The organism is Arthrobacter sp. 2762 (genome assembly GCF_040548745.1).
Lineage (GTDB): Bacteria > Actinomycetota > Actinomycetes > Actinomycetales > Micrococcaceae > Arthrobacter.
Genome location: NZ_JBEPSI010000004.1, coordinates 364428 through 390561 on the forward strand (window position 1 = coordinate 364428; position 26134 = coordinate 390561).

Annotated in this window: 19 protein-coding genes and 1 riboswitch; of the genes, 15 read left to right on the forward strand and 4 right to left on the reverse strand. The window is 62.0% G+C overall.

The genetic code is table 11. The features are described from left to right. Positions 1 to 4 precede the first annotated feature (4 nt). The 9 genes from coaD (at position 5) to ABIE18_RS10265 (ending at position 6689) form a co-directional block, all read left to right on the forward strand. Positions 5 to 487 (forward strand): pantetheine-phosphate adenylyltransferase, encoded by a 483-nt coding sequence (gene coaD / locus ABIE18_RS10225; RefSeq protein ID WP_431115543.1) that lies wholly within the window; start codon positions 5 to 7, stop codon positions 485 to 487. A gap of 183 nt (positions 488 to 670) precedes the next feature. After that, the gene (locus tag ABIE18_RS10230; RefSeq protein ID WP_224090813.1) at positions 671 to 1198 is read left to right on the forward strand and encodes a YceD family protein; all 528 of its coding nucleotides are present in this window, start codon (positions 671 to 673) and stop codon (positions 1196 to 1198) included. 33 nt (positions 1199 to 1231) lie between these two features. Beyond that, on the forward strand, positions 1232 to 1435 hold the full coding sequence (gene rpmF, locus ABIE18_RS10235; RefSeq protein ID WP_011775139.1) for a 50S ribosomal protein L32: 204 nt from the start codon (positions 1232 to 1234) through the stop codon (positions 1433 to 1435). Positions 1436 to 1458: 23 nt separating this feature from the next. Next, positions 1459 to 2169: a ribonuclease III gene (gene rnc / locus ABIE18_RS10240; RefSeq protein ID WP_216923862.1), complete on the forward strand. Its 711-nt coding sequence runs from the start codon at positions 1459 to 1461 to the stop codon at positions 2167 to 2169. A 19-nt stretch (positions 2170 to 2188) separates the two neighbouring features. After that, positions 2189 to 3145 (forward strand): bifunctional DNA-formamidopyrimidine glycosylase/DNA-(apurinic or apyrimidinic site) lyase, encoded by a 957-nt coding sequence (gene mutM, locus ABIE18_RS10245; RefSeq protein WP_499722590.1) that lies wholly within the window; start codon positions 2189 to 2191, stop codon positions 3143 to 3145. Between the two features lie 46 nt (positions 3146 to 3191). Then, a complete protein-coding gene (locus ABIE18_RS10250; protein ID WP_499722591.1) occupies positions 3192 to 3626 on the forward strand; it encodes a hypothetical protein in 435 nt (144 codons plus the stop codon). Next, positions 3626 to 4327 carry a hypothetical protein gene (locus tag ABIE18_RS10255; protein WP_499722592.1) on the forward strand — a complete coding sequence of 234 codons (702 nt, stop codon included), beginning with the start codon at positions 3626 to 3628 and terminating at the stop codon, positions 4325 to 4327. Before ABIE18_RS10250 ends, ABIE18_RS10255 begins: the two co-directional genes overlap by 1 nt. Positions 4328 to 4413: 86 nt before the next feature. Further along, positions 4414 to 5655, forward strand: a complete 1242-nt coding sequence (locus ABIE18_RS10260; protein WP_499722653.1) for an MFS transporter — start codon at positions 4414 to 4416, stop codon at positions 5653 to 5655. Then, on the forward strand, positions 5652 to 6689 hold the full coding sequence (locus tag ABIE18_RS10265; protein WP_499722593.1) for a hypothetical protein: 1038 nt from the start codon (positions 5652 to 5654) through the stop codon (positions 6687 to 6689). The genes ABIE18_RS10260 and ABIE18_RS10265 overlap by 4 nt, the downstream gene beginning before the upstream one ends. Before the next feature lie 102 nt (positions 6690 to 6791). Here ABIE18_RS10265 and ABIE18_RS10270 read toward each other — a convergent pair whose 3' ends face one another. Beyond that, positions 6792 to 11687: a DUF4082 domain-containing protein gene (locus ABIE18_RS10270; protein ID WP_499722595.1), complete on the reverse strand. Its 4896-nt coding sequence runs from the start codon at positions 11685 to 11687 to the stop codon at positions 6792 to 6794. A gap of 367 nt (positions 11688 to 12054) precedes the next feature. Here ABIE18_RS10270 and smc point away from each other — a divergent pair, with 367 nt between their 5' ends. Together smc and ftsY are read left to right on the forward strand one after the other, a co-directional pair. Next, positions 12055 to 15639, forward strand: coding sequence for a chromosome segregation protein SMC (gene smc / locus ABIE18_RS10275; protein WP_499722596.1), 3585 nt, complete (start codon positions 12055 to 12057; stop codon positions 15637 to 15639). A 20-nt stretch (positions 15640 to 15659) separates the two neighbouring features. Then, positions 15660 to 16868 carry a signal recognition particle-docking protein FtsY gene (gene ftsY / locus ABIE18_RS10280; protein WP_499722597.1) on the forward strand — a complete coding sequence of 403 codons (1209 nt, stop codon included), beginning with the start codon at positions 15660 to 15662 and terminating at the stop codon, positions 16866 to 16868. An 83-nt stretch (positions 16869 to 16951) separates the two neighbouring features. On the opposite strand, the gene ABIE18_RS10285 is transcribed toward ftsY, so the two are convergent. Beyond that, entirely contained in the window at positions 16952 to 18172 is a 1221-nt protein-coding gene (locus tag ABIE18_RS10285; RefSeq protein WP_499722598.1) for an MFS transporter, read from the reverse strand. A gap of 226 nt (positions 18173 to 18398) precedes the next feature. Between ABIE18_RS10285 and ABIE18_RS10290 the strand changes: the two genes are divergently transcribed. Further along, positions 18399 to 19730, forward strand: coding sequence for an ammonium transporter (locus tag ABIE18_RS10290; RefSeq protein ID WP_431115534.1), 1332 nt, complete (start codon positions 18399 to 18401; stop codon positions 19728 to 19730). Continuing rightward, positions 19727 to 20065, forward strand: coding sequence for a P-II family nitrogen regulator (locus ABIE18_RS10295; protein ID WP_017199639.1), 339 nt, complete (start codon positions 19727 to 19729; stop codon positions 20063 to 20065). Before ABIE18_RS10290 ends, ABIE18_RS10295 begins: the two co-directional genes overlap by 4 nt. Positions 20066 to 20190: 125 nt before the next feature. Here ABIE18_RS10295 and ABIE18_RS10300 read toward each other — a convergent pair whose 3' ends face one another. Then, on the reverse strand, positions 20191 to 21591 hold the full coding sequence (locus ABIE18_RS10300; RefSeq protein ID WP_499722599.1) for a glucose-6-phosphate dehydrogenase: 1401 nt from the start codon (positions 21589 to 21591) through the stop codon (positions 20191 to 20193). Between the two features lie 171 nt (positions 21592 to 21762). Between ABIE18_RS10300 and ffh the strand changes: the two genes are divergently transcribed. Then, entirely contained in the window at positions 21763 to 23331 is a 1569-nt protein-coding gene (gene ffh, locus ABIE18_RS10305) for a signal recognition particle protein (RefSeq protein ID WP_499722601.1), read from the forward strand. Between the two features lie 110 nt (positions 23332 to 23441). Then, a complete protein-coding gene (locus ABIE18_RS10310) occupies positions 23442 to 24164 on the forward strand; it encodes an alpha/beta fold hydrolase (protein ID WP_499722602.1) in 723 nt (240 codons plus the stop codon). Here the strand turns inward: ABIE18_RS10310 and thiC are convergent. After that, positions 24147 to 26009 (reverse strand): phosphomethylpyrimidine synthase ThiC, encoded by a 1863-nt coding sequence (thiC, locus tag ABIE18_RS10315; RefSeq protein WP_499722603.1) that lies wholly within the window; start codon positions 26007 to 26009, stop codon positions 24147 to 24149. The genes ABIE18_RS10310 and thiC overlap by 18 nt on opposite strands. Then, positions 26005 to 26112: riboswitch (TPP riboswitch) on the reverse strand. (Overlaps the previous gene by 5 nt.) Between the last annotated feature and the right edge of the window lie 22 nt (positions 26113 to 26134).

Sequence of the window (26134 nt, forward strand, 5' to 3'; positions counted from 1 at the left end):
TGTCATGAGACGTGCGGTATGCCCTGGATCCTTTGACCCTATCCACAACGGACATCTCGAAGTCATCGCGCGGGCGGCTGGCCTGTTTGACGAAGTCATCGTGGCCGTGTCCACCAATTACGCCAAGAAGTACCGGTTCAGCCTCGAAGACCGGATGGAGATGGCCCGCGAGACTTTGGCGTCCTTGCGTGGCATCATCGTTGAGCCGATGGGGGAGGGACTGTTGGCCGAGTACTGCCGGCATCGGGGTGTTTCGGCAATTGTCAAAGGCCTCCGCTCGTCCTCGGACTTTGACTACGAATTGCCGATGGCCACCATGAATCGTCAGCTTACCGGCGTCGAAACTGTCTTCCTGCCGGCAGAAGCGCACTACCTCCACCTTTCCTCCACCTTGATCAAAGAGGTCAATGTATTGGGCGGCGACATTTCCGATTTCGTACCGAAATCTGTTTTGAAGCGGCTCCTCGCTGGCGAGTCTGGAACGTAAGCCTCCCGCAAGGGGGTAGTCTTGATAGGTACCTCGCAGCTTCTTGCGGTGGATTCCAGCTGAAACCGTGGCGCTCTTCGCGCGCCCGGCGCCGGTTTGAGTCCTCAGGCTTGATCAGGCTAAGATGGTACGTCGGTCATATGTTCTACAGGAGTTCTCATTAAGCGAGATGCAAGTTCGCCCTTGGCGCTGGTAGTCAAGGACCTTGGACGCAGTCCAGGGACCATGCGGACACTCAACGAACATGTACCTGCGCCAAGTGACCTTGGTGTGGCGCTCATTGGCGTGAAGGAAGGCTCGGATGTCGAGTTGGATCTTCGCCTTGAGGCCGTACACGAAGGAATTCTGGTATCAGGATCCGTAATCGTCGAAGTAACCGGCGAATGCGGTCGATGCCTGGATCCCCTTGCGTATGACCTTGAAGTCAATGTGCAAGAACTTTTCTTCTATGAAGGCGTCGAGCTTTCGGACGAAGAAGACGATGAAGAGCAACGTCGAGTCGAGCACGATCTGATCGATCTTGAGCCGGTGTTGCGGGACGCAGTTGTCACTATGCTGCCGTTCCAGCCGGTGTGCCGGGAAGACTGCCAGGGCCTTTGCTCCGAATGTGGAGCACGCCTGGAAGACGAGCCGGGGCACCACCACGAGGTCATTGACCCTCGCTGGGCTGCCCTAGCTGATCTGGCTAAGACTGACCGGCAAACTGATTAGTAAGTGTTGGACTAAGAGAGAAATGAGATAGCCGTGGCTGTTCCCAAGCGGAAAATGTCTCGCGCAAACACACGCGCCCGCCGTGCCCAGTGGAAGGCAACTGCCCCCAACTTGGTCAAGACCATCGAAAACGGTCAGGTTACTTACAGCCTGCCGCACCAGGCAAAGGTCGTCACTGACTCTGCCGGCACCGCGCTGTTCCTTGAATACAAGGGCCGCAAGGTAGCAGACGCCTAATCTGCCCAATAGGCTGACAAAGGATGTCTTCAACTGAAGAGCTTCTGAAGCGTCTCGGTGTCTCCATTGACACCGAGACGCTTCGTCTTGCTCTGACACATCGCTCATACGCATATGAGAACGGTGGGATTCCCACCAACGAACGTCTTGAGTTCCTCGGCGACTCCATCCTGGGGTTCTCCGTGACCGATTCGCTCTACCGCGAGAACCCCGCGCTGCCTGAAGGTGAGCTCGCAAAGCGGCGATCCGCCGTCGTGAGTACGCGTGCCCTCGCTGGCATTGGCCGCGAGCTCGGCGTGGGCGAGTTCATCTACCTCGGGCAGGGCGAGAAGCTCACTGACGGCAAGAACAAGGCCTCGATCCTCGCGGACACGATGGAAGCGCTCATTGGCGCGACGTACCTCTCCAACGACATCGAAACGGCACGCCAGCTGGTGATGCGCCTTGTGGGCCCGCTCCTGAAGGACGCCGGCGCCCTTGGAGCCGGTACCGATTGGAAGACGAGCATCCAGGAACTGACCGCCAGCCGCCAGCTCGGAGCAATCCACTATGCCGTGGAAGGCTCGGGCCCGGATCATGCGCGTACGTTCGAGGCCGTCCTGAACATTGGTGGGACTCCTTATGGTCGCGGCGCTGGCCATTCGAAGAAGGAAGCCGAGCAGGAAGCTGCCGCCGACGCCTGGCGTGCCCTGACTGCCCTGGACCAAGCTCCTGCCGGACCCGCTTCCGCCTGAAGCCGAGTCCACAGACCCAATGCCTGAACTTCCCGAAGTAGAAGTGGTCCGCCGTGGCCTCGCCCGCTGGGTCCGTGGCCGTACCATCACCGGGGTTGACGTCCTTGACTCCCGCTCCATCCGCAGGCACGGCCTGGGCACAGAGGACTTCATCGGGAATCTTGAGCATGCCACGGTGATGGACGTCGTCCGCCGCGGTAAGTTTCTCTGGATGCCGCTCGCCATGGACAGCCTGGATTCCGTTGAGGGTACGCTGCCCAAGGTAGCGCTCATGGCTCATCTGGGGATGAGCGGACAATTGCTGATGCAGGACCCCCATGTCCCTGACGAGAAGCATCTCAAAGTCAGAATCTGCCTTAGCCCGGTGGACGGCATGCCGGAGCAACTGCGATTTGTGGACCAGCGTATTTTCGGTGGCCTGTTCGTGACGTCCCTGGTGCCAACTCCCGACGGCGGCCCCGGAGGTTTGGGGGAAACGCCCCTGCCCGAGATCGCCGAGGAAGCCTCCCACATTGCCAGGGACCCGCTGGACCCTTGCTTTTCCTTCGACACGTTCTACCGCAAGATCAAGAGCCGAAAAACAGGCCTGAAGCGGGCGTTGCTGGACCAGTCGGTTATTTCCGGGATCGGCAACATCTATGCGGACGAGGCCCTCTGGCGGGCCCGCCTCCATTACGCAAGGCCCACTGACACATTTCGACGCGGCGATGCCGCCCGACTTGTGAAGGCCGCACAAGAGGTCATGAATGCGGCGTTGGCTGCCGGAGGCACGAGCTTTGACTCCTTGTATGTCAACGTCAACGGCGATTCGGGATACTTCGCCCGCTCTCTGAATGCCTACGGACGCGCAGGCGAGCTGTGCAGCCGTTGCGAGGCAGCAGGCTTGCACAGCATCATCAAACGTGAGCAATTCATGAACCGTTCGTCCTATACGTGTCCGGTTTGTCAGCCACGGCCGCGAAACGGGCGTTGGTAGGGCTAAAACTGTTCCGGAATCCGGATCGCAATGGCAGACTGTCCCCATGAAAAGCTTGGCGGTTCGGATCGCCATCGCATTGGTTTTCAACGCCATCACGTTGTGGGTGGCGTCAGTTCTTCCCGGGGTCCGTTTGGGAGCCGGGTTTCTTTGGGCCGTCGTGGTGTTCACGGCGGCCACGCTTTTGGTCAAGCCCTTGATCCTGGCCCTGTTCCACCGCCGTCACGCGCAGCGGGCAGACAGGCGTACGTGGGTCCTTAGCAAATCCCTGACGATGGCTGCGGGGCTGCTGGCCACTTTGGCGATCCTTGTGGTGACAAGCAGCTTTTCGAACGGTTTCACCATCAACGGCATCATAGGTTGGATCGCCGCGACCGTGGTGATCTGGTTGGCATCGTTCATTTACGATTTCGTCGACGACGGGCTTGAGGCGAAGGCCCACGAGCTCCTCGGTGGCGCGGCAAGTCCGGGGAAGCCATGATGGCGCGGCGCCTGCTGATAGCGGGCATCTGCCTCGCCGTACTGATCGCTGCCGTAGCTCTCGTCCTGGACCAGATGGCTTCGAAACCCGGACCGGCAACGGCCCAGAGTTCGGTATCGCCGAGTCCTGGCGGGGAGCCTTCGAACGGCAACTCTTCCGGCAACGCCAGTGCGCCTCCCTCCGGCAGTCCGACGTCGGGCAGTTCGACAAGCAGCCCACCGGACGGTTCGGGCAACGGTTCAGGCGACGGCGGAACAACCGCCAAGCCGCTGGAGGTCCTGCCTCCTGTGACAGCCACACCCACTGGGCTCCCGGTGCCGTCTGCACCTGCCCCACTTATCACTGGTCCATTGCCGAAATCCGGCACAGCGAAGGGCTCGCTGGTGGAGGGCTGGCCCAGCAGCGTTGTGGCCATGCCAGCCGGGACCACGGTAGGGTCCACCAGCATCTCCACTTCAGGCAACGTCCTGCAGTTGACGGCGGACGGAATCGTGGGCACGTCCCAAGGGGACGTTCTGGGCGCCTTCCGCCAGTCCCTGGTCGCGCAAGGCTTCTGGTCCGAGGACGCGCCCGCGCCGGACGGAGCTGTAGCCGCAAGATTCGTGCGTGGCACGGACACAGTGACGGTGTCAGTTTCGGTGACCGGAACCGGCGTTTCGCGCTTCCAGCTTTTGGGCAGCCTGCACGCGACGGTGGACTAGGGGCACCTGTGTACATCTCACTTTCGGATCGCAGCGGTGGCAAACGGGAAAAACCCCGGGGAGCCACGACGGCACCATCCAGCGAGGTGCCGTTTCGTTTGTCTCCCGTCATCCTGTGGCTAGGCCTGGTCAGCATGGTGACGGATGTGTCATCAGAATCCGTCACGGCAATCCTCCCGCTGTATGTGACAGGATTCCTGGGCCTGTCGACCATCGCCTTCGGATTCATCGACGGCATTAACCAGGGCGCAAGTGCAATAGTCAGGATCGCCGCCGGCTGGGCCGCGGACCGCAGCGGACACCCGAAACGCATCGCATTGGCCGGCTACGGATTGTCCATGCTTGCCAGGATAGGTTTCCTGTTCGCAGGAGGGTTCTGGGCGGTAGCAGCCATTGTGACCGGTGACAGGATCGGCAAAGGTATTCGGACGGCTCCACGTGATGCACTCATCACTGTTTCAGCGCAACCGGAACACCTTGCCCGATCCTTTGGCGTGCACAGGATGTTGGACAACATCGGAGCGGCCGCGGGGCCAATGATTGCCTTCCTCGTGCTGCTGATGATCCCCAATGGCTTCAGCACCGTTTTTGTGGTGTCCCTGGCCTTTGCAGTCATAGGCGTTGCAGTTCTAGGGCTGCTGGTGCCGGACCTGCGGGCGGATGGGCTCAAAGGGATGGAAGCCAACGGCGGCACCGAACAAACCACCGACTCCCGGAAGCAACGACGCCGACTCTTCGCGTTCTCGTGGAGCCATCTGCGGGAGCCAGGCCTGGGCAAATTGCTGATCTCTGCTGGGCTCCTAGGCTTGCTGACCATTGGTGACGGTTTCATCTACCTCGTGCTGCAGGACAGGGATTCCTTTGCCGTGCAGTGGTTTCCGTTGCTTTTCGTCGGCACCAACATCGTGTTCCTCGCGTTTGCGATTCCGCTGGGGCGGCTGGCCGACCGGGTGGGCAGGGTGCCGGTCTTCGTGGGCGGCCACATCGCGCTGCTTGCCTGCTACTTCCTGGCGGCGGCGCCTTTCGGTGGCCTATGGAGCACCGTGGGCTGCCTGATCCTGCTTGGCGGGTTCTACGCAGCCACTGACGGTGTGCTGGCGGCACTGGCCAGCCAGTTGACTCCACCAGGGAAGCTGGCCACAGGCATCGCCTCTGCACAGACTGTGGTTGCGTTGAGCAGGATGACGGCCTCGGCCGGTTTTGGCGTTCTCTGGTACGCAGTAGGTGCCCCCACAGCCATGGTTGCAGCCGGAGCGTTGTTGACATGTGCCGTGGTGGCCGTCGTCTTCATCCTGCCTGGAGCCAGGCCCAAGCTGGGCAACGAATGAGCGCTACCTTCACTGGCGGGAGGCTTCGGTGGGGCATTCTCCTTGCGGTAACGGCAGTTGTGCTTGCTGCGGCGGGTATTTATGCGGTTGGCGCCTATCAGCGATTTGAGGAGAGCCGCACGGCCGCCCCGTCCGTAGGGGTCACTGCCGGCCAGCCGTTGCCGGATGTTCCGTTCGTCCTTTTTCGGAACACGGCAGGCGGACAGGGGTACGGTAATGCTGCTACCGTGCCGTTATCCTCTCCAAGCGGTACGCGTGCCGTCAGCGAGCAGGCCTGCGACAGGGTCTACGGCACCGAATCCACGGTAATTTGCCTCAAGACGAATCGTGGCCTCGTGACCGCTTTCGAAGCAGCCGTCCTGAATCGCGATTGGCAGCAGCAGCGGGCGTGGCCGGTTCCGGGGATACCGAGCCGGACCCGGATCAGTGCAGATGGGTCCATGATTGCCACCACTGTCTTCGTCACAGGCCATTCATATGCGACTGCAGGGTTCTCCACCGCGACTGAAATCAACTTCACTGCGGGTGGTTCAGGTGGTTCAGGGAATCTGGAGGACTTTGCCCTGATAGTCAACGGCGAGCGCTTGCAGGCCACGGACAGAAACATTTGGGGAGTCACCTTTGCGCCCGGGCAAAACGACGTCTTCTACGCCACGGCGGCTTCCGCCGGGCGTATCTGGCTTGTTCGCGGCAGCTTGTCGGCCAAGACCCTGACTGCCGTCCACGATAACGTCGAGTGCCCTTCCATCTCACCGGACGGCACACGGATTGCCTACAAAAAGAACGACGCCGGGCCGTTGACTGCGCACTGGAAAGTCGCACTGCTTGACTTGGCTACGGGCCGGGAAACTGTTCTTTCGGAGAAGCGAAGCGTGGATGACCAAATCGAGTGGTTGGACAACCAAAACGTGCTTTACGGATTGGCCGACGAAAATATCCCAGGCGACAGCAATATCTGGAAGCTGGCGACCGATCCGGCGTCACAGCCAAGCCTGTTTATCCCTCATGCGTGGTCGCCCAGCGTGGTCCGTTGAATATCACATGGCGTCCCCGTCCGGTCGGACCCATGACAATGCTGACGTCCGGCCCAGGAGTTCAAAGGGGGCCGGACGTCAGCAGTTCAGGAGACTCGAATCTCAGCAGATCTGCAGCAATCCGCACAGGACCCCGCCGGATTGCGTGGACGTGGGCGAGGGACTCGGTGAGGGACTTGCCGTTGTGGTCGAGGTAGCCGTCGGAGTAGGCGTTGGTGTTGGGGAGGCCGTGGCTTGCGTCTGGGTCTGGGTCTGTGCCTGGGCCGTTGTGACGGAGTACACGACGTCCACGAAGTAGTTCGTCGCATTCCACGAGTTCGCCGGCATCACGCCGCCGTTTCCATATCTGTAAAGGCCGTTATTTGGTCCGCTGGCCGTGAACACTCCGCTGGTCCAGGTCGAGTTGAAGAAGCCCTGGGTGTAGGAGTAGTGGCCGTTGGGCGCCCGGTAGGAAACGACGTAGGTCTGGCCGGTGCCCAGCGTGACCGGTGTCGACAAGGTGGCGGTCTGCCACCCGGTGGAGGTTTCGTTGGTGAACGTCACCTGCGCCAGCCTGGTGCCCGCAGAATTCCAAAGCGAGCCCACGTGTGTGCCAGTGTTGCCGGTGCCCTTGTAGAAGCGAATACCCGTCACGGTGCCGGATTGGGAAACCGTGAAGGCTGTTCCCAGTTCCACCGACTTCGACTCCGATGACGCAGCAACTTGCGGGACCAGGGAACCGAAGATGGTGCTCTGCTGAACCGCTGCACTCGCCGTTGTGAACTGCCACGACGTCGGCGGCAGGGTCTGGCCTTGTGGACTGGAGACGTTGGAAACGTTGGCCGTGATGACGGTGCTGGCGGGAAGGGCTGCAGCCGGGGTGAACGTGAGGGTTGCAGCGTCAGCGGACAATGCAGCCGACCCAGCCACCGAGGTTCCGTTTGCCGTCAGGGTGAATGTCGCTCCTGGGTTGATGGCGGTCGAGAAAGTGATGGAAGGCTTCACGTCAGTGGGTATCGCGGTGGCCCCCGGGGCGGGGGTTTGGCTGGTCACGCTCAGCGGCTGTGCAGGCTGGGTGAACACCAGATCTACAAGGTAGCTCGCTGTGGATGTCGTATTGGGGAAGTCGCCACCATATGAGTAAGCCCCGGAGTCGGTAACCACCCGCAAAGGACCGCTGGCAAACCCGTCACCGAATCCAGCAGCTGTGTACGAATACGTGCCGGTCGGCGCCTTGTACGCAGCGATGTACTCGGTGTCCGCCTGGATACTGACCGGTTGGCTGAAGGTTGCTGTCTGCCAACCCATACTCGACTCGTTGGTGAACGTGACCGAGGCCAGTAGTTGTCCGCTAAGGGTGTACAACGAACCGGTGTGGGTGCCAGTGTTGCCGCTGGACTTGAAGAAACGGATGCCCGTCACCTGCCCGGCAATATCACTGCTGAACCGGACGCCCATGGCGAGGGATACGCCGTCGTTCACTTCGGCGGTGGTTGGTGTCTCCGTGTCCTGATACAGCGTGCAGGGGCAAACGCCAGGCGTCCGCGGAGCCGGGACCGTGGTGAAAGTCCACGTGCTTCCCGTGGTGAGGGGAGTCCCGGAATTAGCTGTGGCGGTCACCGTCGCTGTGTACGAGGTTCCTGCGGCGAGCGCGGCAGTCGGCGTGAACGTGACCTTGCGGGTTGTTTGCTCGTAAGTGCTCGTTCCAGCTACGGCCGTGCCGCTGGACGTCTTAACATCCAGCTTCACGCTCGAAGCCACAGCGGCTTCAGACAACACACCGCTCACCGTGGTGTTCAAGGGAACACTGGAGGCGTTGGCCAGCGGTGATTGGCCGCCCACTGTGAATGGGGGCGCATCGACCATCACGACGACGTCCACGAGATAGCTGGCTGTCGAACGCGAACTTGGGAAATCGGTGCTGTAGGAGTACGCACCGGCGTCAGAACCTGTGCGCAGCGGCCCAACGCTAAGGCCTGGGCCAAAGCCGTTGCTGGTAGCCGAGTAAGCCCCCGTCGTTGACTTGTAGGCGGCGATGTATTCAGTGTTCGCAGCCATTTGGACGGGTTGGCTGAACATCGCCGTCTGCCAGCCCGCGCTGCTTTCGTTGGCGAAGGTCACCGTTGCCAGCAGTTGGCCGGCCGCTGTGTACAGCGAACCGGTATGAGTCCCGGTGTTGCCGGCAGACTTGTAGAAGCGCACGCCACTGACTTGCCCGGCGGAAACGCTCGTGAAGCGCACGCCCAGGGTCAGCGGCACACCGTCCTGGATCTCAGCGATCCCCGGAGTGACGCTGTCATCGTAGAGGCTGCAGGGGCACGAACCGGCAACCGGGACCGTTGCAGCGGTGGTAAATGTCCAGGTGCCGCCGGAGCTCACTTGGCCTCCAACTGAGTCTGTTCCGGCGAGAGTCGCGGTGTACTGCGTGCTGAAGGCCAGTTGGGACGTTGGCGTGAAGGTCGCCTTCCTGGCCACCGCATCGTAGGTGGTGGTGCCGTCCACCGGGCCTGAGGAGGAGCGCAGCGTCAATTGGACGCTGGCGGCTGTAACCGGCTTGGAGAACACACCGCTGACTTTGGTGGAGACGGAAACACTGGATGAGGATGGAACCGGTGTTTGTCCGGATACCGTCAATGGCGAGGTGTCCACGGTACTGAAAATGGCGTCCACGAAGTAGTTGCCGCCATTGAAGCTGGACGTCGGGAAGTTCTGTACTGCGGCGTAAACCCCCGCCGGTTCAGCCCCGAAGCCGCCAGCCACCTTCATAGGCGCATCGTTGAACCCGGAATACGCCCACTGGTAGTCCTTCGTCGAGTAGTGTCCCTTCGGAGTCGAGTAGGAGACGGTATATTTCTGCCCGGCAGTTACGGCCACAGGCTGGCTGAAGAGCACAGTCTGCCATCCCGAGGCCGACTCGTTGGCGAAGGTTGCCGTGGCCAGGCGGGCACCTGCAGAATTCCACAGCGAACCGGTATGTGTGCCCGTGTTTGCCGTGCTCTTGTAGAACCTTGCGCCGGTGATGAAGCCGTCCACGGATGGCGTGAAACGCAGTCCCATCTCGTAAGCGCCGCCGTCACCCGAATCCACAACTGACGGCACAGTCTGGCCGAAGACCGTGTATGGGCCATTCAAGGTGAGGTTACGGGTGGCAACGGAGCCGATGTTGGCGCTGTCGTCGACAGCCCGCACTTGGATGGTTGACGTTGCGAATCCTTTTTGGATGTAGGTATAGGTCCAGGTCGCCTTGCCGGTGGCCGGGTGCCAGGTGGCTCCGCCGTCGGTTGAAACCTCGACGCCGGCAACCACGCCGCCTGCGTCAGCAGCGGTTCCGTTGACGGTGACACTTGCGCCTTGGGCTATGGTGGCGCCGTTGGCGGGCGCGTTAATGGTGACCGTGGGGCCGGTCTTGTCGGTGCTGGCTGTGGTGGTCACCAAACCCGCTGCGAGCGTTGCCGGCTGTGCGCCCATGTCGGCGAGCAGGTTGACTTGTGCTTGCCGCATACGGACATCTGCTGGAGCGCCGTTGCCGTCGTGTTCCTGGTCCAGGCCCCACGTCCATTGGACGCTGCCGGCCGAAAAGACCAGCGCTCCGCTGGCCGCCTTGTACAGCGTCACGTGGTGTGTTGTTGTGCCCGGCATTACTGTAGAGCCGAAGTCCTGCAGGTATTGCGACACGCTCCCAACAGTCGTGGAAAGTTGAACCAGGCCGGCGGGACGGAATCCGTTGTCGAGGTCCTCGTCCGATTCATAGCCCACCGTGTGGGCAGCCAGGGCTGCGGAAGATCCGGCAGGGAGCGAAGCCAGCGAGGTATTGCGCCAGAGCCGCGTCTTGCCTTCCTGCGCGGAGACCGTCACTGGCAGGTCGGTGAAATTAGACATGTACAGGGTGCCGGTCAGCCCGTTCTCCGGCAGTCCTCCACCGTTGGCCTGGGATGCAAAACGAGGATCACGCCACGTACCGGTCCATTGGGGGCTCGGATCGATTTTTGCGTTGGCCCACGTTTCCTTGTAACTGGTCAGGGTTCGACCCGCGGCCCCGTCCACGCTGGATGGTTCGAAGCGCGTTCGCCAATACATTTCGTTTCCGGAAAGGAATTGCAGGTTCACGCCGGCGTCACGCGCGGCCGTCACGTTGGCCCGTTGGTTGCCGGACCAATACTCGTCGTGGCCAACAGACAGGAACACTTTATGGTTCAGTAGCTCTGCGCCCCGGGTGTCCGTATCGAGGCCGCTGATGTAGCTGACGTCGTAGCCGTTCTGTTCAAGGAACCGCACCATGGGGTACTCGTTGGCGAAGTAGAAGTCCCGGCCGTCCGGGCCGCTACGGCTGGCCATTGGCCGGTTGTAACTGATCTTGTAGGCCCGTCCGTTGACTGCCCCTTCATAGAAGTCTGCTCCGCCGTAGCTGTTGTAGGCCTGCCACGTGGTATCCGAGGTTTGGAAGACAACGTTCGAGTGGTTGCCGTCGTTGCGGACAATGAACGTAATGTGGCTTTGATCGTCTGTGTCCGGCCTCGTCAGCAACGCAAAGTAGACGCCTGATACAGCGGTTGCCGGGACCTGCCAGGTTGCCGATACGGCCCAGGTGCCGCAGTCGTACAGTTCAGTTGTGACGTCGGTCCGGCAGGCGGGCTGGTTTTGTCGGAAGGCCGACGGAGTCACATTGGCGACCTTCCGGGCGCCGTTGCCGCCATACCAACCTGTGCGGTAAATGGCAATCGTATAGGTGGGGGCTGATGTATCGACCTTGAACTGGATGGGCTGTCCGGCATTGACGCTGATGGCGGTGGCGAACCCTTGGATGCTGCTGTCACCGGCACCAACGATGTCCCATTCAGAAGGCGGGCTCCCCGGTTTCGAATTTTCGCAAGCTATCGGATTCACCACCGGGTTGCAGGGATCGGCCGCCGTGGCCGCGGGTGCCGTGAAAGGCAGCAAGGATGCAACCATCGCGACGAGCAAGGGCACGAAGAAGCCCTTGAACAGCCGCTGTGGTCGGGTAGCTGAAGGACCGGTCATCAGAACTCCTGGAGTGGTACGCCAATTGCGAATATGGGTCCGCGTCTAGCGCACGGTCCCTGCTTGCCGCTCCCCAGCCAGGGTCAAACCAAGATCTTCAGTTATGGAATACGGGTTCTGCACTTGGATGATCGTTTCCGAATATCTGAACCGTATCCAGCCTTTACCCGAGGGACCTTCAGGTCGAAGCCGGATCACCGGAGCGAATCCGCCAAGTAACCCTTGGCAGGAGTGTAGGGGCGCGGCATCCCTGCCGCAAGGCTTTCCCGTTGCAGATCCATGGATTTCGGCCAAACGGCAGTAGATTTAGGGAGATAAAGCCGCCCCCAAGGGCTGACAACAGGCCACCCAGGAGAACCGAACCGCCTTGCATTTGAAAAGTCTGACTGTCCGCGGATTCAAGTCGTTTGCGTCGGCCACGACGTTCGACTTCGAGCCCGGCGTCACCGCAGTGGTCGGTCCGAACGGCTCGGGTAAGTCCAACGTCGTGGATGCCTTGGCGTGGGTCATGGGGGAGCAAGGCGCCAAGACGCTGCGCGGTGGAAAGATGGAAGATGTCATCTTTGCCGGCACGTCCGGCAGGCCTCCTTTGGGACGCGCCCACGTTTCCCTGACCATCGACAACGCGGACAACGCGCTTCCCATTGAGTACAGCGAAGTCACGATTTCCCGGACACTGTTCCGGACGGGAGGCTCCGAATACGCCATCAACGGTGCGCCTTGCCGGCTCCTGGACATCCAGGAGCTTTTGTCCGATTCCGGACTGGGACGCGAGATGCACGTGATAGTGGGCCAAGGCCAGCTGGACCGCGTACTGCACGCGACACCTGAAGACCGCCGCGGTTTCATTGAGGAAGCCGCAGGTATCCTCAAGCACCGGCGCCGCAAGGAAAAAACCGTCCGTAAGCTCGAAGCCATGCAGGCCAACCTTGCCCGTCTTGGCGACCTCACCGCAGAGATCCGGCGCCAACTAACACCCTTGGGCAAGCAGGCAGAAATCGCCCGGCGCGCCCAAACAGTCCAGTTCGATGTCAGGGATGCCCGCGCCCGGCTCCTCGCCGACGACCTCGTTGCACTGATATCGAGCCTTGAACAGGACGTCGCAGACGAAGCCGCCCTCAAGGAACGCCGCCAAGTGGTCGAGGCAGAACTGGGCCACGGCCGGCGACGCCAAGCCGCATTGGAACAGCAAGCAGCGGAAGCAACCCCCCGGCTCAACGCAGCACGGGAGAACTGGTACCAGCTGTCGGCAAGTCGTGAGCGGCTCCGCTCGCTGGGTTCCCTGGCAGCCGAGCGTCGTCGGCTTCTGGGCTCCTCAGAAGCGGTGCCGGACTCCGGTCGCGACCCCGAACAGTTGGAGCGCCAGGCGGCGAAGGTCCGCGGAGAACAAGCCGTTCTGGAACACGACATCCTGGCCAAGCAGGCTGCCCTCCTGGAAGCAACAGTTGCGAAGGATTCTGCGGAGGCGCTCGCAGCCGCCGAGGACAAACGGCTGACGGCCATGTTAAGGGCCGCTGCTGACCGTCGTGAGGGACTCGCCAGGCTCGCAGGTCAGGTCGCGGCCGCACGCTCCCGGGCTGAAGCGGCGGAGGCCGAGCGCGGTCGGCTCCGCGAATCACTGGCCGCGGGCAACGAGCGACGGCGGCACGCCCAGAGCGAATTCGCAGCACTCGAATCCCAGGTTGCAGGGGTTGAAGACGGCGAAGAGAGCCTTGACGCCGAGTACGAGAATGCCACTGAGGCCCTGGACGCCGTGCTGGCAGAGATCGAAGAGCTGAAGTCCGCAGAACGGGAAGCACTTCGCCAACGGGATGCCCTGATCGCCCGCCGCGATGCACTCCTTTTGGGGCTGAACCGCAAGGACGGCTCGGAACGCCTGCTCTCCGGCGGTGTCCAGGGCATTCTGGGGCCGCTCGCCGGGATGCTGGCCATTGAGCCCGGTTATGAGGCCGCGATAGCAGCGGCGCTGGGCTCTGTATCGGATGCGCTCGTGGTCGGGGACTCCGCTGTCGCCGTCGCCGCGATCAAACTGTTGAAAGAGGACGACGCCGGCAGGGCCGCGCTGCTCTTGGCTGACGTTGTGCCTGGGGCTACTGAAGTAGCATCCTCCTCACAGCTCCCGGCTGGCTGCAGATGGGCGGTGGACGTCCTCAAGGTCACGGAACCATCTGCCCAAGGTGCCCTGGCCCTCCTGGCCGGGATCGCCGTCGTCGATGATCCGGCAGCGGCGGCAGCGCTGATTGGTGACCAACCCAAACTTAAAGTGGTCACCCTCGCAGGCGACGTCTTCACGTCGCTAACGGCCCAGGGCGGTTCAGCCACGGCCCCTTCACTGTTGGAGATCCAGGCAGCAGTGGACGACGCCGTAGCCGGGCTTCAGGAGGTTACGGCACGCTTGGAGCGGGGACGGTTCGCCCTGGCTGGCGCCGAAGCTCGTCGCGCCGAAGCCCAGGACCGGGCCGATGCAGCATTGGAAAGACTGCATGAATCAGATGCCCGCCTTGCTGCCGTGGCAGAGCGCTTGGGGCATTTGAACTCACTTCTTCGCAGTGCGGTGGGTGAAAGCGAACGCCTGGAGGCTTCGCTGGCGCGTGCGGAAGCGAACATTGCAGAAGCCCGGTTGGACCTTGAAGTCGCGGCCGAGCGGCTCGCCGCCGCCCAGGAAGCTCCGGACGAGGAACCATCCACGGATCATCGGGATGAGCTCGCGGCGCAGGCGAGGTTGGCACGTTCGAACGAAATGGAAGCCCGGCTCGCCCTGCGCACGGCCGAAGAACAATTGGGGGCCATCTCTGGCCGGGCGGCCTCCCTTGAACGCGCAGCAGCTACGGAGCGGCGGGCCCGTGAAGAGGCCGCCCGCCGGGCGCAGAGGCGGCGCGCCCAAGCCCAGCGTGCCGGTGCAGTGGTGTCTGCCATTGAGCAGGCGCTTCGCTTCATCGATATTTCCGTGGATGTCGCCGGCCATGAACGCGACCTTGCCGAGCATGCGCGTGAGCAACTGGAGAAGGAACTGTCCGGCGTGCGTTCCGGAAACGATTCGCTGGCAAAGGAACTCGCCGAACTTACCGACTCTGTGCACAAGGACGAGATGGCCAGGACCCAACAGCGTCTTCGAATCGAGGCGTTGGAGGCCCGTTCCATCGAGGAACTCGGACTATCGGCCGAACAGCTCGTTGCAGATTACGGCCCCGATCAACCTGTCCCACAACCGGCTGGCGCAACCACGGACAAATGGGCGGAACTCCGTGCGCCGGTGGACGAAACGGGTGCACCGCTCGTTGAAGGAATTCCCTTCGACCGGGCGGAGCAGGAGAAAAGGCTCAAAAAGGCTGAGCGGGAACTGGCGGCACTGGGAAAGGTCAACCCGCTGGCCCTGGAAGAGTTTGCCGCCCTTGAGGAGCGCCACCAGTTCCTCAGCTCGCAACTGGAGGACCTCAAGTCCAGCCGGAAGGACTTGCTGGACATCATCAAAGAAGTGGATAACCGCGTCCAGCAGGTCTTCACCGAAGCCTTCGCCGATACTTCAGCGCAGTTTGACCGCGTCTTCGCACGGCTCTTCCCAGGAGGCGAGGGCAGGCTGGTCCTGACGGATCCAAACGACATGCTGACCACTGGCATCGAGGTGGAAGCCAGGCCGGCTGGTAAGAAGATCAAGAGGTTGTCCCTGCTCTCCGGCGGCGAACGGTCACTCACCGCTGTGGCACTGCTGGTGGCGATCTTCAAAGCCAGGCCGTCGCCGTTTTACGTCATGGACGAAGTGGAAGCGGCCTTGGACGACACCAACCTGGGCCGGCTCATCACGATCTTCGAAGAGCTTCGGGAGTCCAGCCAGTTGATCGTCATCACGCACCAGAAGCGCACCATGGAAGTGGCCGATGCCCTCTACGGCGTCACGATGCGTGGCGACGGGGTGTCCACCGTCATCAGCCAACGGCTCGGTGTCGGAGCATAGCTTTGTGAGAAGGTAGGGGAGTGAACGATTTCCTACCCATAATTCTGTCCATTGTCGCTGCGCTCGTCGTGGTCGGCGGGCTGGTGCCGGTACTGATGAAGGCCCGGAAGTCCGGCGCCAAATACCCTGGAACGCGGGACGCAAATGACCCCGTTCAGTCATCGGCTGCAGGCAGCGGAACCCTTGTGGAGGACCGGCCGGATGCCGTAACTGCACCTCCTGCCCCAACCTTCGACGGAAGAGTCGAAGGTGCTGATGTTCCGGATGATGCCGCCGGGTTGGAGACCATCGCTGTAGAGACGCCGGCGCCTGTGGAAGGCCGCCTGACCCGCCTCCGCGCCCGTTTGGTGAAATCGAACAACATTCTGGGCAAGGGTCTGCTGGCTCTGCTGTCCGGGGACAAAATCGACGAGAACGTGTGGGACGAGGTTGAGGAGACACTGCTTCTTGCCGATCTCGGCACCGAGCCCACCATGCAGTTGGTCGATGCCCTCCGGGAACGCGTCAAGGTGCTGGGCACCCGAAGCCCCGAGCATGTCAAAGCCATGCTCCGTGAAGAACTCATCAAGCTCGTGGATCCCACCATGGACCGTTCCCTCAACGTCGAGCGCAAGGGTGACCGACCCGCCGTCGTGCTTGTTGTCGGTGTCAACGGCGTGGGTAAGACCACAACCGTCGGTAAACTGGCGCGCGTGTTCGTGGCCGAGGACAAGGACGTGCTGCTCGGTGCTGCGGACACTTTCCGCGCCGCAGCTGCTGAGCAGTTGGCCACATGGGGCCAGCGTGTCGGCGTACCCACCGTCAAGTCCGACATCGATGGCGCCGACCCCGCCTCCGTTGCCTACGAAGCCGTCAAAGCGGGCATCGACCAGGAGGTCGACGTCGTGATGGTGGATACCGCTGGGCGCCTGCAGAACAAGACCGGCCTGATGGACGAACTCGGAAAGGTCAAGCGTGTCATCGAGAAACTGGCTGAAGTGGACGAGGTCCTGCTGGTGCTTGACGCCACCACGGGTCAGAACGGCCTGAACCAGGCCCGCGTCTTTGCCGAGGTGGTCAACATCACAGGTATTGTGCTGACCAAATTGGATGGAACAGCAAAGGGCGGCATTGTGGTCGCTATCCAGAAGTCGCTGGGCGTGCCCGTCAAGCTCATCGGTCTCGGCGAAGGTCCGGACGACCTCGCACCGTTCGACGCCGAGGGCTTTGTGGACGCCCTGCTTAACTAGCGCAGTCGCCTTAATTAGCACAGTCGCCCAACTGACTGGCAATAGTGGTTGTTTTCAGCACTCTAATCAACCACTATTGCCAGTCAGTTTTTGGTTTTAAGGGGTTCGCGCGCCAACAGCCAGCCGGCGGCGGTGAGCAGCAGCACTCCGCCGGTGACAGCAAATGCAAGCCCGTAGCCGAAGCGATCGGCGAGGATTCCAGCCACGACGGGGCCGATGATGGCCCCGGTGTCTGCGGCCATCTGGAAGACCGCCAGCACCTTGCCACCGGAACGCCCCCGGCCAATGACATCGGCGACAGCAGCCTGCTGCGCCGGGCCCAGCAAGCCGGAACCGAAGCCTGCCACAGCGGAAGCAGCGAAGAATGCCGGAAGGTCCGTGGTTAACCCGATGACACCGGTGGCGAGGCCAGTGATGACAAGACCCGGAATGAGCAGGGGCTTCCTTCCCCAGGCATCGGCGAGGCGCCCGGAGAATGTCAAAGCGACAGCATTGCCTACGGCAAAAACGGCCAACGCCCACGCAGCTGTCTCCGGCCGCGACTGAAGTGCTGCGACGGCAAAGAGCGGAATGGTGGCCATCCGCACACCAAAAGTCACCCAGCCATTACCGAAGCTGGAAAACACAGCGGCCCGGTACGCTGAATCGGCCAGCGCCTCCTTCAACGTCATGGGCGGAGCGGGGCTGGCATCCTGACCGGGGGTACCCTCGCCGCTGAGCATTGTGCGGACCACCAGCGCCGCAAGGAGCAAAGCTGCCGCATAGGCAAGGAACGGTACCCGAAGGCCGAAGCCTGCCAGGAGGCCGCCAACAACCGGCCCCAGGACGCTGCCGATCAGAAAGGCCGATGCGTACGCACCTGATACGCGTCCTCTGCGTTCCGGCGGCGCCAAACGGATGAGCAGCCCCATGGCGGCGACTGTGAACATTACGGAACCCGCTCCGCCGAGGCCCCGGAAAATCAGCAGCTGCCAATAATTCTGGGCGAAAGCACAGGCGGCAGTGGAAACGGCAACGATCAGCAGGCCGGATACGTACACGTTCCGCTCACCGAAGCGTCCGATGAGTGAGCCCCCTGCCGGGGCGAAAACCAATCGCATGAAAGCGAAGATGCTGACAATGACGGCGGCGGCGGTGGCGCCGACGTCGAAGGTGGTGGCGAACTGGGGGAGCACCGGCGCTACAAGCCCGAAGCCCAGCGCAATCAAGAACGCTGCCGCCAACATCACCTTGATGTCGCGGGGCAGCGGTTCCTTCTGCGGCCGGATCCTTGGGTCTTCAACGGATCTGGGCGACTCAGTCATGCGGTGCGGGTCCTTCAATTCTGGGTATTTGCGGGGAAGTGTGACGCATGAAACATATCCGTAACAACGGTGATATGCACCATTTACGTTGGGGAGGTTGTTGTAACGAGCCCGCAATGTAAAACCTGCGCAGGCGAAACACGGCGGCACAAAAATCTTAAGCAGGACGCAAAACGGCGTCAGACCGCGGTTGAACCGCAGATCTAGCAAGAGAGGAACGTGCACCATGGAACTTACCGCAGGTCACGTATGGGTCATGGTGGCGGCGGCACTCGTGCTGTTCATGACTCCCGGTTTGGCATTCTTCTACGGCGGCATGACCCGCGCCAAGGCAGCATTGAACATGATGATGATGAGCTTCATCTCCATCGGTATCGTGGGTGTTGTCTGGGTGCTGTGGGGTTCGTCGATGAGCTCAGGTGAAGGCTTCATGGAGATCGTGGGCAATCCGTTTGCCACCTTCGGCCTTGAAGGCATCAGCACTCCCGATGGTTTGATCAAGGTCGGCTATGCAGCCACCTTCGCCATCATCACGGTAGCCCTTATCAGCGGTGCCATCGCAGACCGCGCCAAGTTTGGCGCCTGGAGCCTCTTCGTTCCAGTGTGGGTCACCCTGGTCTACGCGCCGCTGGCGTACATGGTGTGGGGTGGCGGCTTGTTCGGCCCTGAAGGAGCCATCGGCAAGGCCCTCGGCCCGGCCATTGACTTCGCAGGCGGCACCGTGGTGCACATCAACGCAGGTGTTGCAGCACTGGTCCTCGTTCTGATCATTGGTAACCGCCGCGGCTTCGGCAAGGACCCGAACCACCGCCCGCACAACATTCCGTTCGTCATGCTCGGTGCAGCCATCCTCTGGTTCGGTTGGTTCGGCTTCAACGGCGGTGCAGCAGCCACTGCTGAACAGGCCGGCCTCATCTGGATCAACACGCTGGCGGCCCCCGCTGCAGCCATGATCGCCTGGCTCGTCACCGAACGCATCCGCGATGGGCACCCGACTTCATTGGGTGCAGCTTCCGGTGTAGTTGCAGGCCTGGTTGCCATCACTCCCGCTTGCGCCAATGTCAGCCCAGTGGGCGCCCTTGGACTCGGTGTTGTAGCCGGTGTCGCTTCAGCCCTGGCAGTCGGCCTGAAGTTCCGCTGGGGCTTCGATGACTCCCTGGATGTTGTCGGCGTCCACCTCGTGTCGGGCATCATCGGCACCGTGGCACTGGGCTTCATCGCCACCCCAAGCGAAGGCGTCACCGCCGGCGGCCTCTTCTACGGTGGCGGCATGACCCAGATGTGGGCCCAGCTCGCAGCTGCAGGAGTCGCAATTGCCTTCTCGGCAATCATGACGGCCATCATCGCCTTCGCCATTCACAAGACCATGGGCTTCCGGGTCTCCACTGAGCAGGAGAACGTGGGTGTTGACCTCAGCCTGCACGCTGAGACGGCCTACGAGTTCGGTGTCAACGGTCACGGTGGCAGCTTCCAGCCGCTGCACGAGGCCATGATCGGAAAGTCCGAGTCCGCAGCAGCCAAGACGCCCGCAGAAGGCAAGGAGAGTGTCCAGGCATGAAGCTCATCACAGCGATTGTCCGCCCGGAAAAGCTTGAAGCAGTCCGGGAAGGCCTGGAAGCGTACGGCGTCCAAGGCTTGACGGTCAGCGCAGCAAGCGGCTACGGCCGGCAGCGTGGCTACACCGAGGTGTACCGCGGAGCCGAATACAACGTGGACCTGCTGCCAAAGATTCGCATTGAGGTTCTTGCCACGGACGAGCAAGCAGATGACATCCTTGATGTCCTGATCGCAAGCTCGAATACCGGCCGGGCCGGAGATGGCAAAGTCTGGACCGTGGATGTCTACGAAGCAGTTCGAGTGAGGACCGGGGAGCGCGGCGCTGCCGCCATCTAAGTCCTGACGGCACAGTCCTGACATCACAGTCCTGACGCAAAGCGGGCCGGGTACCAGCAAAGGTACCCGGCCCGCTTTCTGCGTGCGGGTGTGTCAGTTCAGCCGTCTTATTTGACTCAGCTGTCTTATTTCACGACGGCGGTGGGCCAGTCCGCCGGCCCGGCGCTACCGGCGTCGTACTCGTCCAAGGGGACGGTACCCCGTTCCCAGGCCCGAAGGACGGGCTCAACGATCCGCCAGCAGTCCTCAGCCGTGTCTCCCCGGACGGAAAGCAGGGGGTCGCCGGCTATAACGCCTTCGAGCACTTCACCGTAGGGCAGCATGCCGGCCGAGCTGAGTTCTGCCATGAGACTGGCGCGGTCAAGGGTGAAGATGTCGCCCGGCCCGTTCACATCGATGTCGAGTTGGAGGACGTCCGGCCCGAATCCAATCCGCAGCTGGTTGGGGGAGTCCACGCCGGAGAATCCGTTGGGCAGGTGCGGCACTGGCCGGAAGGTGATCACGGCTTCCTTCCTCCGGCGTCCCAGGGCTTTGCCGGAGCGCAGGAGGAAGGGAACGCCCTCCCACCGCCAGTTATCAATGTCCACCCGAACCTCGGCAAGAGTCTCGGTATTGCGGTCCGGGTCAACTCCTTGCTCAGCGGTGTAGTCCTGTATGGTCCGATCCCCGAGAGTTCCTGTTGTATAGCGGGCGCGCCGCGTCGTGTCCCGGTAAGGCGCCTTGACGCTGCTGGCACGCAACACGGTGGCTACGGCGTCGCGGAGGTCGCGTTCCTCGATCGTGGCAGGGGCATCGATGGCCAGGAAAGCCATGATGTGCAGGAGATGGCTTTGGATCATGTCACGCAACGCGCCGGCGCTGTCGTAATAGCGGGCCCGTCCTTCAAGAGCGAGGTCCTCGTCGAAGACGATTTCCACCTTTTCGATGTGGTCGCGGTTCCACACAGGCTCAAGGAACCGATTGGCGAACCGTAAGCCAAGGATATTCAGGACAGTGGCCTTGCCCAGGAAGTGGTCCACGCGATGGATGTGGTCCTCAGGCACCAGCGTGGCCAGTGTCGCATTAAGCTCACGTGCAGATTCAAGGCTGGAACCAAAGGGTTTCTCCATCACCAGCCGCGTGCCGGGCGGCAACTGCTCGCGTCGAAGGATTTCACAGGCCTTCTGGCTAACATGGGGCGGCAGGGCGAAAAAGATGGCGATCGGCCCTTCCAGATCTGCCAGGAGGTCTGCCAGCGGCCCGTCGGCCGTTACGTCCACTTGGTGGTATTTGGTGGATTCCGCAACAGCGTCCAAAGCCTGCCGACCTCTGGCGTCCGCGGCCTTGGACGAGGCCGCGAAAGTGCCATTGACCCGTTCACGCCATTGTTCCTGTGTCCAAGGGTCAGATCCTGCACCGGCCAAACGCAATTCCGGTACCCGGCCCGTGGCTAAGAGCCCCGCAAGTCCCGGGAGGAGCAGCCTGCCTGTAAGGTCCCCGGACGCGCCGAGGATGAGCAACGTTTTCACAGTTGTTTTGCTGGTCACTGTGCCAGCATGCCATCTTGCAGGTGCGACTTGGTACCCTAGATAGTCGAGTCCCTTGGTTGACGCAGATTTGTTGGGGTTGAGACAAATTTGCTGGGGCAAGAATAAGTCAAGACTCTGGCGTGCCGCATTGGCCGCCAATCGCAGACCATCGAAAGAAGTGCACGGCGCGTGTTCAATTCACTCTCTGACCGGTTGACAGCAACCTTCAAGAACCTCCGTGGCAAGGGCCGCCTCTCCGAGGCTGATGTCGATGCCACCGTCCGGGAGATCCGCCGTGCCCTGTTGGACGCGGATGTTGCCGTTTCGGTGGTCCGCGAATTCACGTCGCGCATTCGCGAGCGGGCTCTGGGTGCTGAGGTGTCGGGTGCGCTGAATCCGAGCCAGCAGATCGTCAAGATTGTCAACGAGGAACTCGTGGAGATCCTCGGCGGTGAAACACGGCGCATCCGCATGGCCAAGACCGGCCCCACCATCATCATGCTCGCCGGCCTTCAGGGTGCCGGTAAGACCACCCTTGCCGGCAAGCTCGCCAAGTGGCTGAAGGCCCAAGGCCACAGCCCCATCCTCGTAGCTTGCGACCTCCAGCGGCCCAACGCCGTGACGCAGCTCCAGGTTGTAGGCCAGCGGGCAGGCGTTCCTGTCTTCGCGCCGCACCCGGGAGCAACCTCGGAGTTGGAGCACCCGGCCGGTGACCCGGTGGCGGTCGCCAGCGCCGGTGTGGCGGAAGCGCGCCAGAAGCTGCACGACGTCGTGATCGTTGACACCGCCGGACGCCTCGGCGTGGACGCCGAGATGATGGACCAGGCACGCCGGATCCGCCAAGCGATTATCCCGAACGAAGTCCTCTTCGTGATTGACTCCATGATCGGCCAGGACGCCGTTAACACGGCCATGGCCTTCGATGAAGGCGTGAACTTCACCGGCATCGTGCTGTCCAAGCTCGACGGCGATGCCCGCGGTGGTGCCGCACTTTCGGTTGCGTCCGTCACGGGTAAGCCGGTCATGTTCGCGTCGACCGGTGAAGGACTGGACGACTTCGAGCTCTTCCACCCGGACCGTATGGCTTCGCGCATCCTGGACATGGGTGACGTCCTCACCTTGATCGAACAGGCTGAGAAGGCTTGGGACAAGGACGAAGCAGCCCGGATGGCGAAGAAGTTCGCCGACCAGGAAGACTTCACCCTGGATGACTTCCTCGCCCAGATGCAGCAGATCCGCAACATGGGTTCCATGAAGAAGATGCTCATGATGATGCCGGGTGCCCAAAACATCCGCCAGCAACTGGAGAACTTCGACGAACGCGAAATTGATCGTGTTGAGGCAATCGTCAGGTCCATGACGCCGCACGAGCGCGTTGCTCCCAAAATCATCAACGGCTCTCGCCGTGCCCGCATCGCAAAGGGTTCAGGTGTGCACGTCTCGGAGGTCAACGGCCTTCTGGAGCGCTTCGCCCAGGCCCAGAAAATGATGAAGAAGATGGCCCAGGGTGGCATGCCGGGCATGCCTGGAATGGGTGGTCCCGGCGGCGGCCGCAAGGGTGGCAAGAACGCTCCCAAGAAGAAGGCGCGCTCCGGTAACCCCGCAAAGGCAGCCCAGGAACTGCGCGACGCCGAGGCCAAGCGGGCCAACGCGGCTTCGGCAGCGCCTACGGGAGCAGCATTCGGCCAGGGCGCTGCGGACTTCGATCCGTCCACGCTGAACCTCCCCAAGGGCTTCGAGAAATTCCTGGGTAAGTAACCCGATTTTCCATCCCAGCCAAAATGACAGTTGACGCCGTTGTGAAAGCCCATAACGGCGCCAACTGCTCTTTTGGCGGGGATGTCAGGGCTCTGGACTAGGGTGAATCCATGCACAAGCAGCGCGTAGTCTTCGTCCACGGACTGGGGAGCTTTGGCGCATCGGCATGGCCCAAGCAGCACGGCATGGCCCTGTCCTATGACGCGCTTTTCCTCCGCCGGCACGGCTTTGATCCCGTGGCCGAACCCTTGGAATCCGATGTCGCTGCTGACATCGGCATCGTCCTGTCTTCGCTGGCGGATTCAGGTGGCGGCCATATCGTGGCTCATGAGCAGGGCGCAATCTCTGCAATGCTCGCAGCGGTTGAACGGCCGGACCTGGTGCACTCCCTGACACTCGTTGAGCCGGCCTGTTTATCCTTGACGGCCGAGCTGCCCGCTACGGCATTCCATCGTTCGCTGATGGAGCCGCTGTTTGACGTGCGGAACCAAGTCAACGACGCCGACTACGAACGTGAGTACTTCAGGCGCGCGTTTTCAGCCGAAGCGGGCGGGCTGGACAGTCCGGAAGCGCGCCGTTCCGCACGTCGCCTTCGGCTCCAGGCGCCCCCTTGGGAGGCGCCCTTGCACATCGTCCCTGGCGTACCGACCCTTGTCCTTACGGGCGGGTGGGAGCCATTGTATGAAGAAATTGCCAGGTACCTGGAGGAAACCGGCGCCCTCCGACGCATAGCAGCGGGAGGGCACCGGCCTCAGGACTCGGGGGATGGAGACCGGATTATTCGCTCTTTTGTAGCTGACGTCGTCCGGACGAGGTCAGTTAAGGTTTCCTGACGCGCCCGCCGCTTGGGTGGAGGGCGCCTGGGTAGAGGGAACCTGCAGCTCCGGGAGGTAGACCTTGCCGCCTGATGCCAGGAACTCTTCGCTCTTCTCCCGCATCCCGCTGTACATTTCCGCAATGGCTGCCTGCGACTCCGCTGATCCGTATTCGTCGCGGATGTCCTGGCTGATGCGCATGGAACAGAATTTGGGTCCGCACATCGAGCAGAAGTGGGCTGTCTTCGCCGGTTCCGCTGGAAGTGTTTCGTCGTGGAATGCCTCTGCCGTGACAGGGTCCAGGGAAAGTGCGAACTGGTCGCGCCAACGGAATTCGAAGCGGGCCTTGGACAGGGCATCGTCGCGTTCGTTCGCGCCAGGGTGGCCCTTGGCGAGGTCAGCGGCGTGCGCCGCGATCTTGTACGTGATGACGCCGGTCTTGACGTCGTCTTTGTTCGGCAGCCCGAGGTGCTCCTTCGGCGTCACGTAGCAGAGCATGGCGGTGCCGTAGCGGGCGATCTCCGTGGCGCCGATGGCTGAAGTGATGTGGTCGTAGCCGGGGGCAACATCAGTGACCAGGGGACCCAGTGTGTAGAACGGTGCGCCCTTGCAGAGTTCCTGTTGGCGCTCTACGTTCTCCCGGACCAGGTGGAACGGCACGTGGCCGGGTCCTTCGACCATCACCTGGACGTCGAACTCCCAGGCCCGCTGCGTCAGTTCGGCGAGGGTGTCCAGCTCGGCGAACTGGGCAGCGTCGTTGGCATCTGCCGTGGCGCCCGGGCGCAGCCCGTCGCCCAGGGAGAACGCGACATCGTACTTGGCGAAAATTTCGCACAGCTCATCGAAGTGCGTGTAGAGGAAGTTTTCCTGGTGGTGCGCCAGGCACCAACCAGCCATGATCGAGCCGCCACGGGAAACGATGCCGGTGACGCGGTTGGCTGTCAGCGGCACGTAACGAAGCAGCACGCCTGCATGGATGGTCATGTAGTCAACACCCTGCTCGCACTGCTCGATGACGGTGTCGCGGAAGATCTCCCACGTGAGTTTGTTGGCTTCGCCGTTGACCTTTTCAAGGGCCTGGTAGATCGGGACAGTTCCGATGGGGACGGGGGAGTTGCGGATGATCCACTCACGGGTGGTGTGGATGTCATCTCCGGTGGACAGGTCCATAACGGTGTCGGCACCCCATTGCGTCGCCCACTGCAGCTTGTCTACTTCTTCGGCAATGGAGCTCGTGACGGCGGAGTTGCCGATGTTGGCATTGATCTTGACCAGGAATGCCTTGCCGATGATCATCGGCTCGGATTCCGGGTGGTTGATGTTGTTGGGAATGATTGCCCGGCCTGCGGCGACTTCACTCCTGACGAGTTCAACATCGCAGTTCTCACGCAACGCCACGAACTGCATTTCAGGCGTGATGACGCCCTGCCTGGCGTAGTGCATCTGGGTGACGGTCTTGCCCTCGACGGCGCGGCGGGGCACCGGCTGCGCGCCCTTCCACTCTGCTGACGCTGCTCCGCGGCGGACGGCCGACTTGCCGTCGTCGAGCAGGTTCCGTTCGCGGCCGGAGTACGCTTCCGTGTCGCCGCGGCCCTCAATCCAAGCGGCCCGGAAGGGCTCCAGGCCCACTACGGGATCGCTGCCCGGCCCCGCGGTTCGGTACACCTGCAGTGGAGCGTTTGCTTCGCCGTTGGGGGACGGTTCAAGAGCGATCTCCGTGACGGGGACCCGGATGCCGTTCGCGGGGTCTTCCAGCCACGCCAGCGAATGGGATTTCAGCGACTGTGTGACGCTTCCCGCCGTATTTTCGCTGGTATTGGCCTGGCTTTGGGCAGGGCTGTGCTGTGTTTCGGTGGTGCTCAAAGGATTACTCACTTCCTTCGCCGGCATTACCCGGACAGGTTCAACGGTCGCAGACTGCCTCAGTCCGATCTCAGCCCCTGCAGGGGCCCCCGTGTGGTCGTAGACGAAGCTACCACAGCCCGCGG

Coding starts and splice junctions, on each gene's coding strand:
- coaD (WP_431115543.1), top strand. CDS start 5: ATGAGACGTGCGGTATGCCCTGGATCCTTTGACCCTATCCACAACGGA.
- rnc (WP_216923862.1), top strand. CDS start 1,459: ATGTCTTCAACTGAAGAGCTTCTGAAGCGTCTCGGTGTCTCCATTGAC.
- mutM (WP_499722590.1), top strand. CDS start 2,189: ATGCCTGAACTTCCCGAAGTAGAAGTGGTCCGCCGTGGCCTCGCCCGC.
- ABIE18_RS10250 (WP_499722591.1), top strand. CDS start 3,192: ATGAAAAGCTTGGCGGTTCGGATCGCCATCGCATTGGTTTTCAACGCC.
- ABIE18_RS10255 (WP_499722592.1), top strand. CDS start 3,626: ATGGCGCGGCGCCTGCTGATAGCGGGCATCTGCCTCGCCGTACTGATC.
- ABIE18_RS10265 (WP_499722593.1), top strand. CDS start 5,652: ATGAGCGCTACCTTCACTGGCGGGAGGCTTCGGTGGGGCATTCTCCTT.
- ABIE18_RS10270 (WP_499722595.1), bottom strand. CDS start 11,687: ATGACCGGTCCTTCAGCTACCCGACCACAGCGGCTGTTCAAGGGCTTC.
- ABIE18_RS10285 (WP_499722598.1), bottom strand. CDS start 18,172: ATGACTGAGTCGCCCAGATCCGTTGAAGACCCAAGGATCCGGCCGCAG.
- ABIE18_RS10290 (WP_431115534.1), top strand. CDS start 18,399: ATGGAACTTACCGCAGGTCACGTATGGGTCATGGTGGCGGCGGCACTC.
- ABIE18_RS10295 (WP_017199639.1), top strand. CDS start 19,727: ATGAAGCTCATCACAGCGATTGTCCGCCCGGAAAAGCTTGAAGCAGTC.
- ABIE18_RS10310 (WP_499722602.1), top strand. CDS start 23,442: ATGCACAAGCAGCGCGTAGTCTTCGTCCACGGACTGGGGAGCTTTGGC.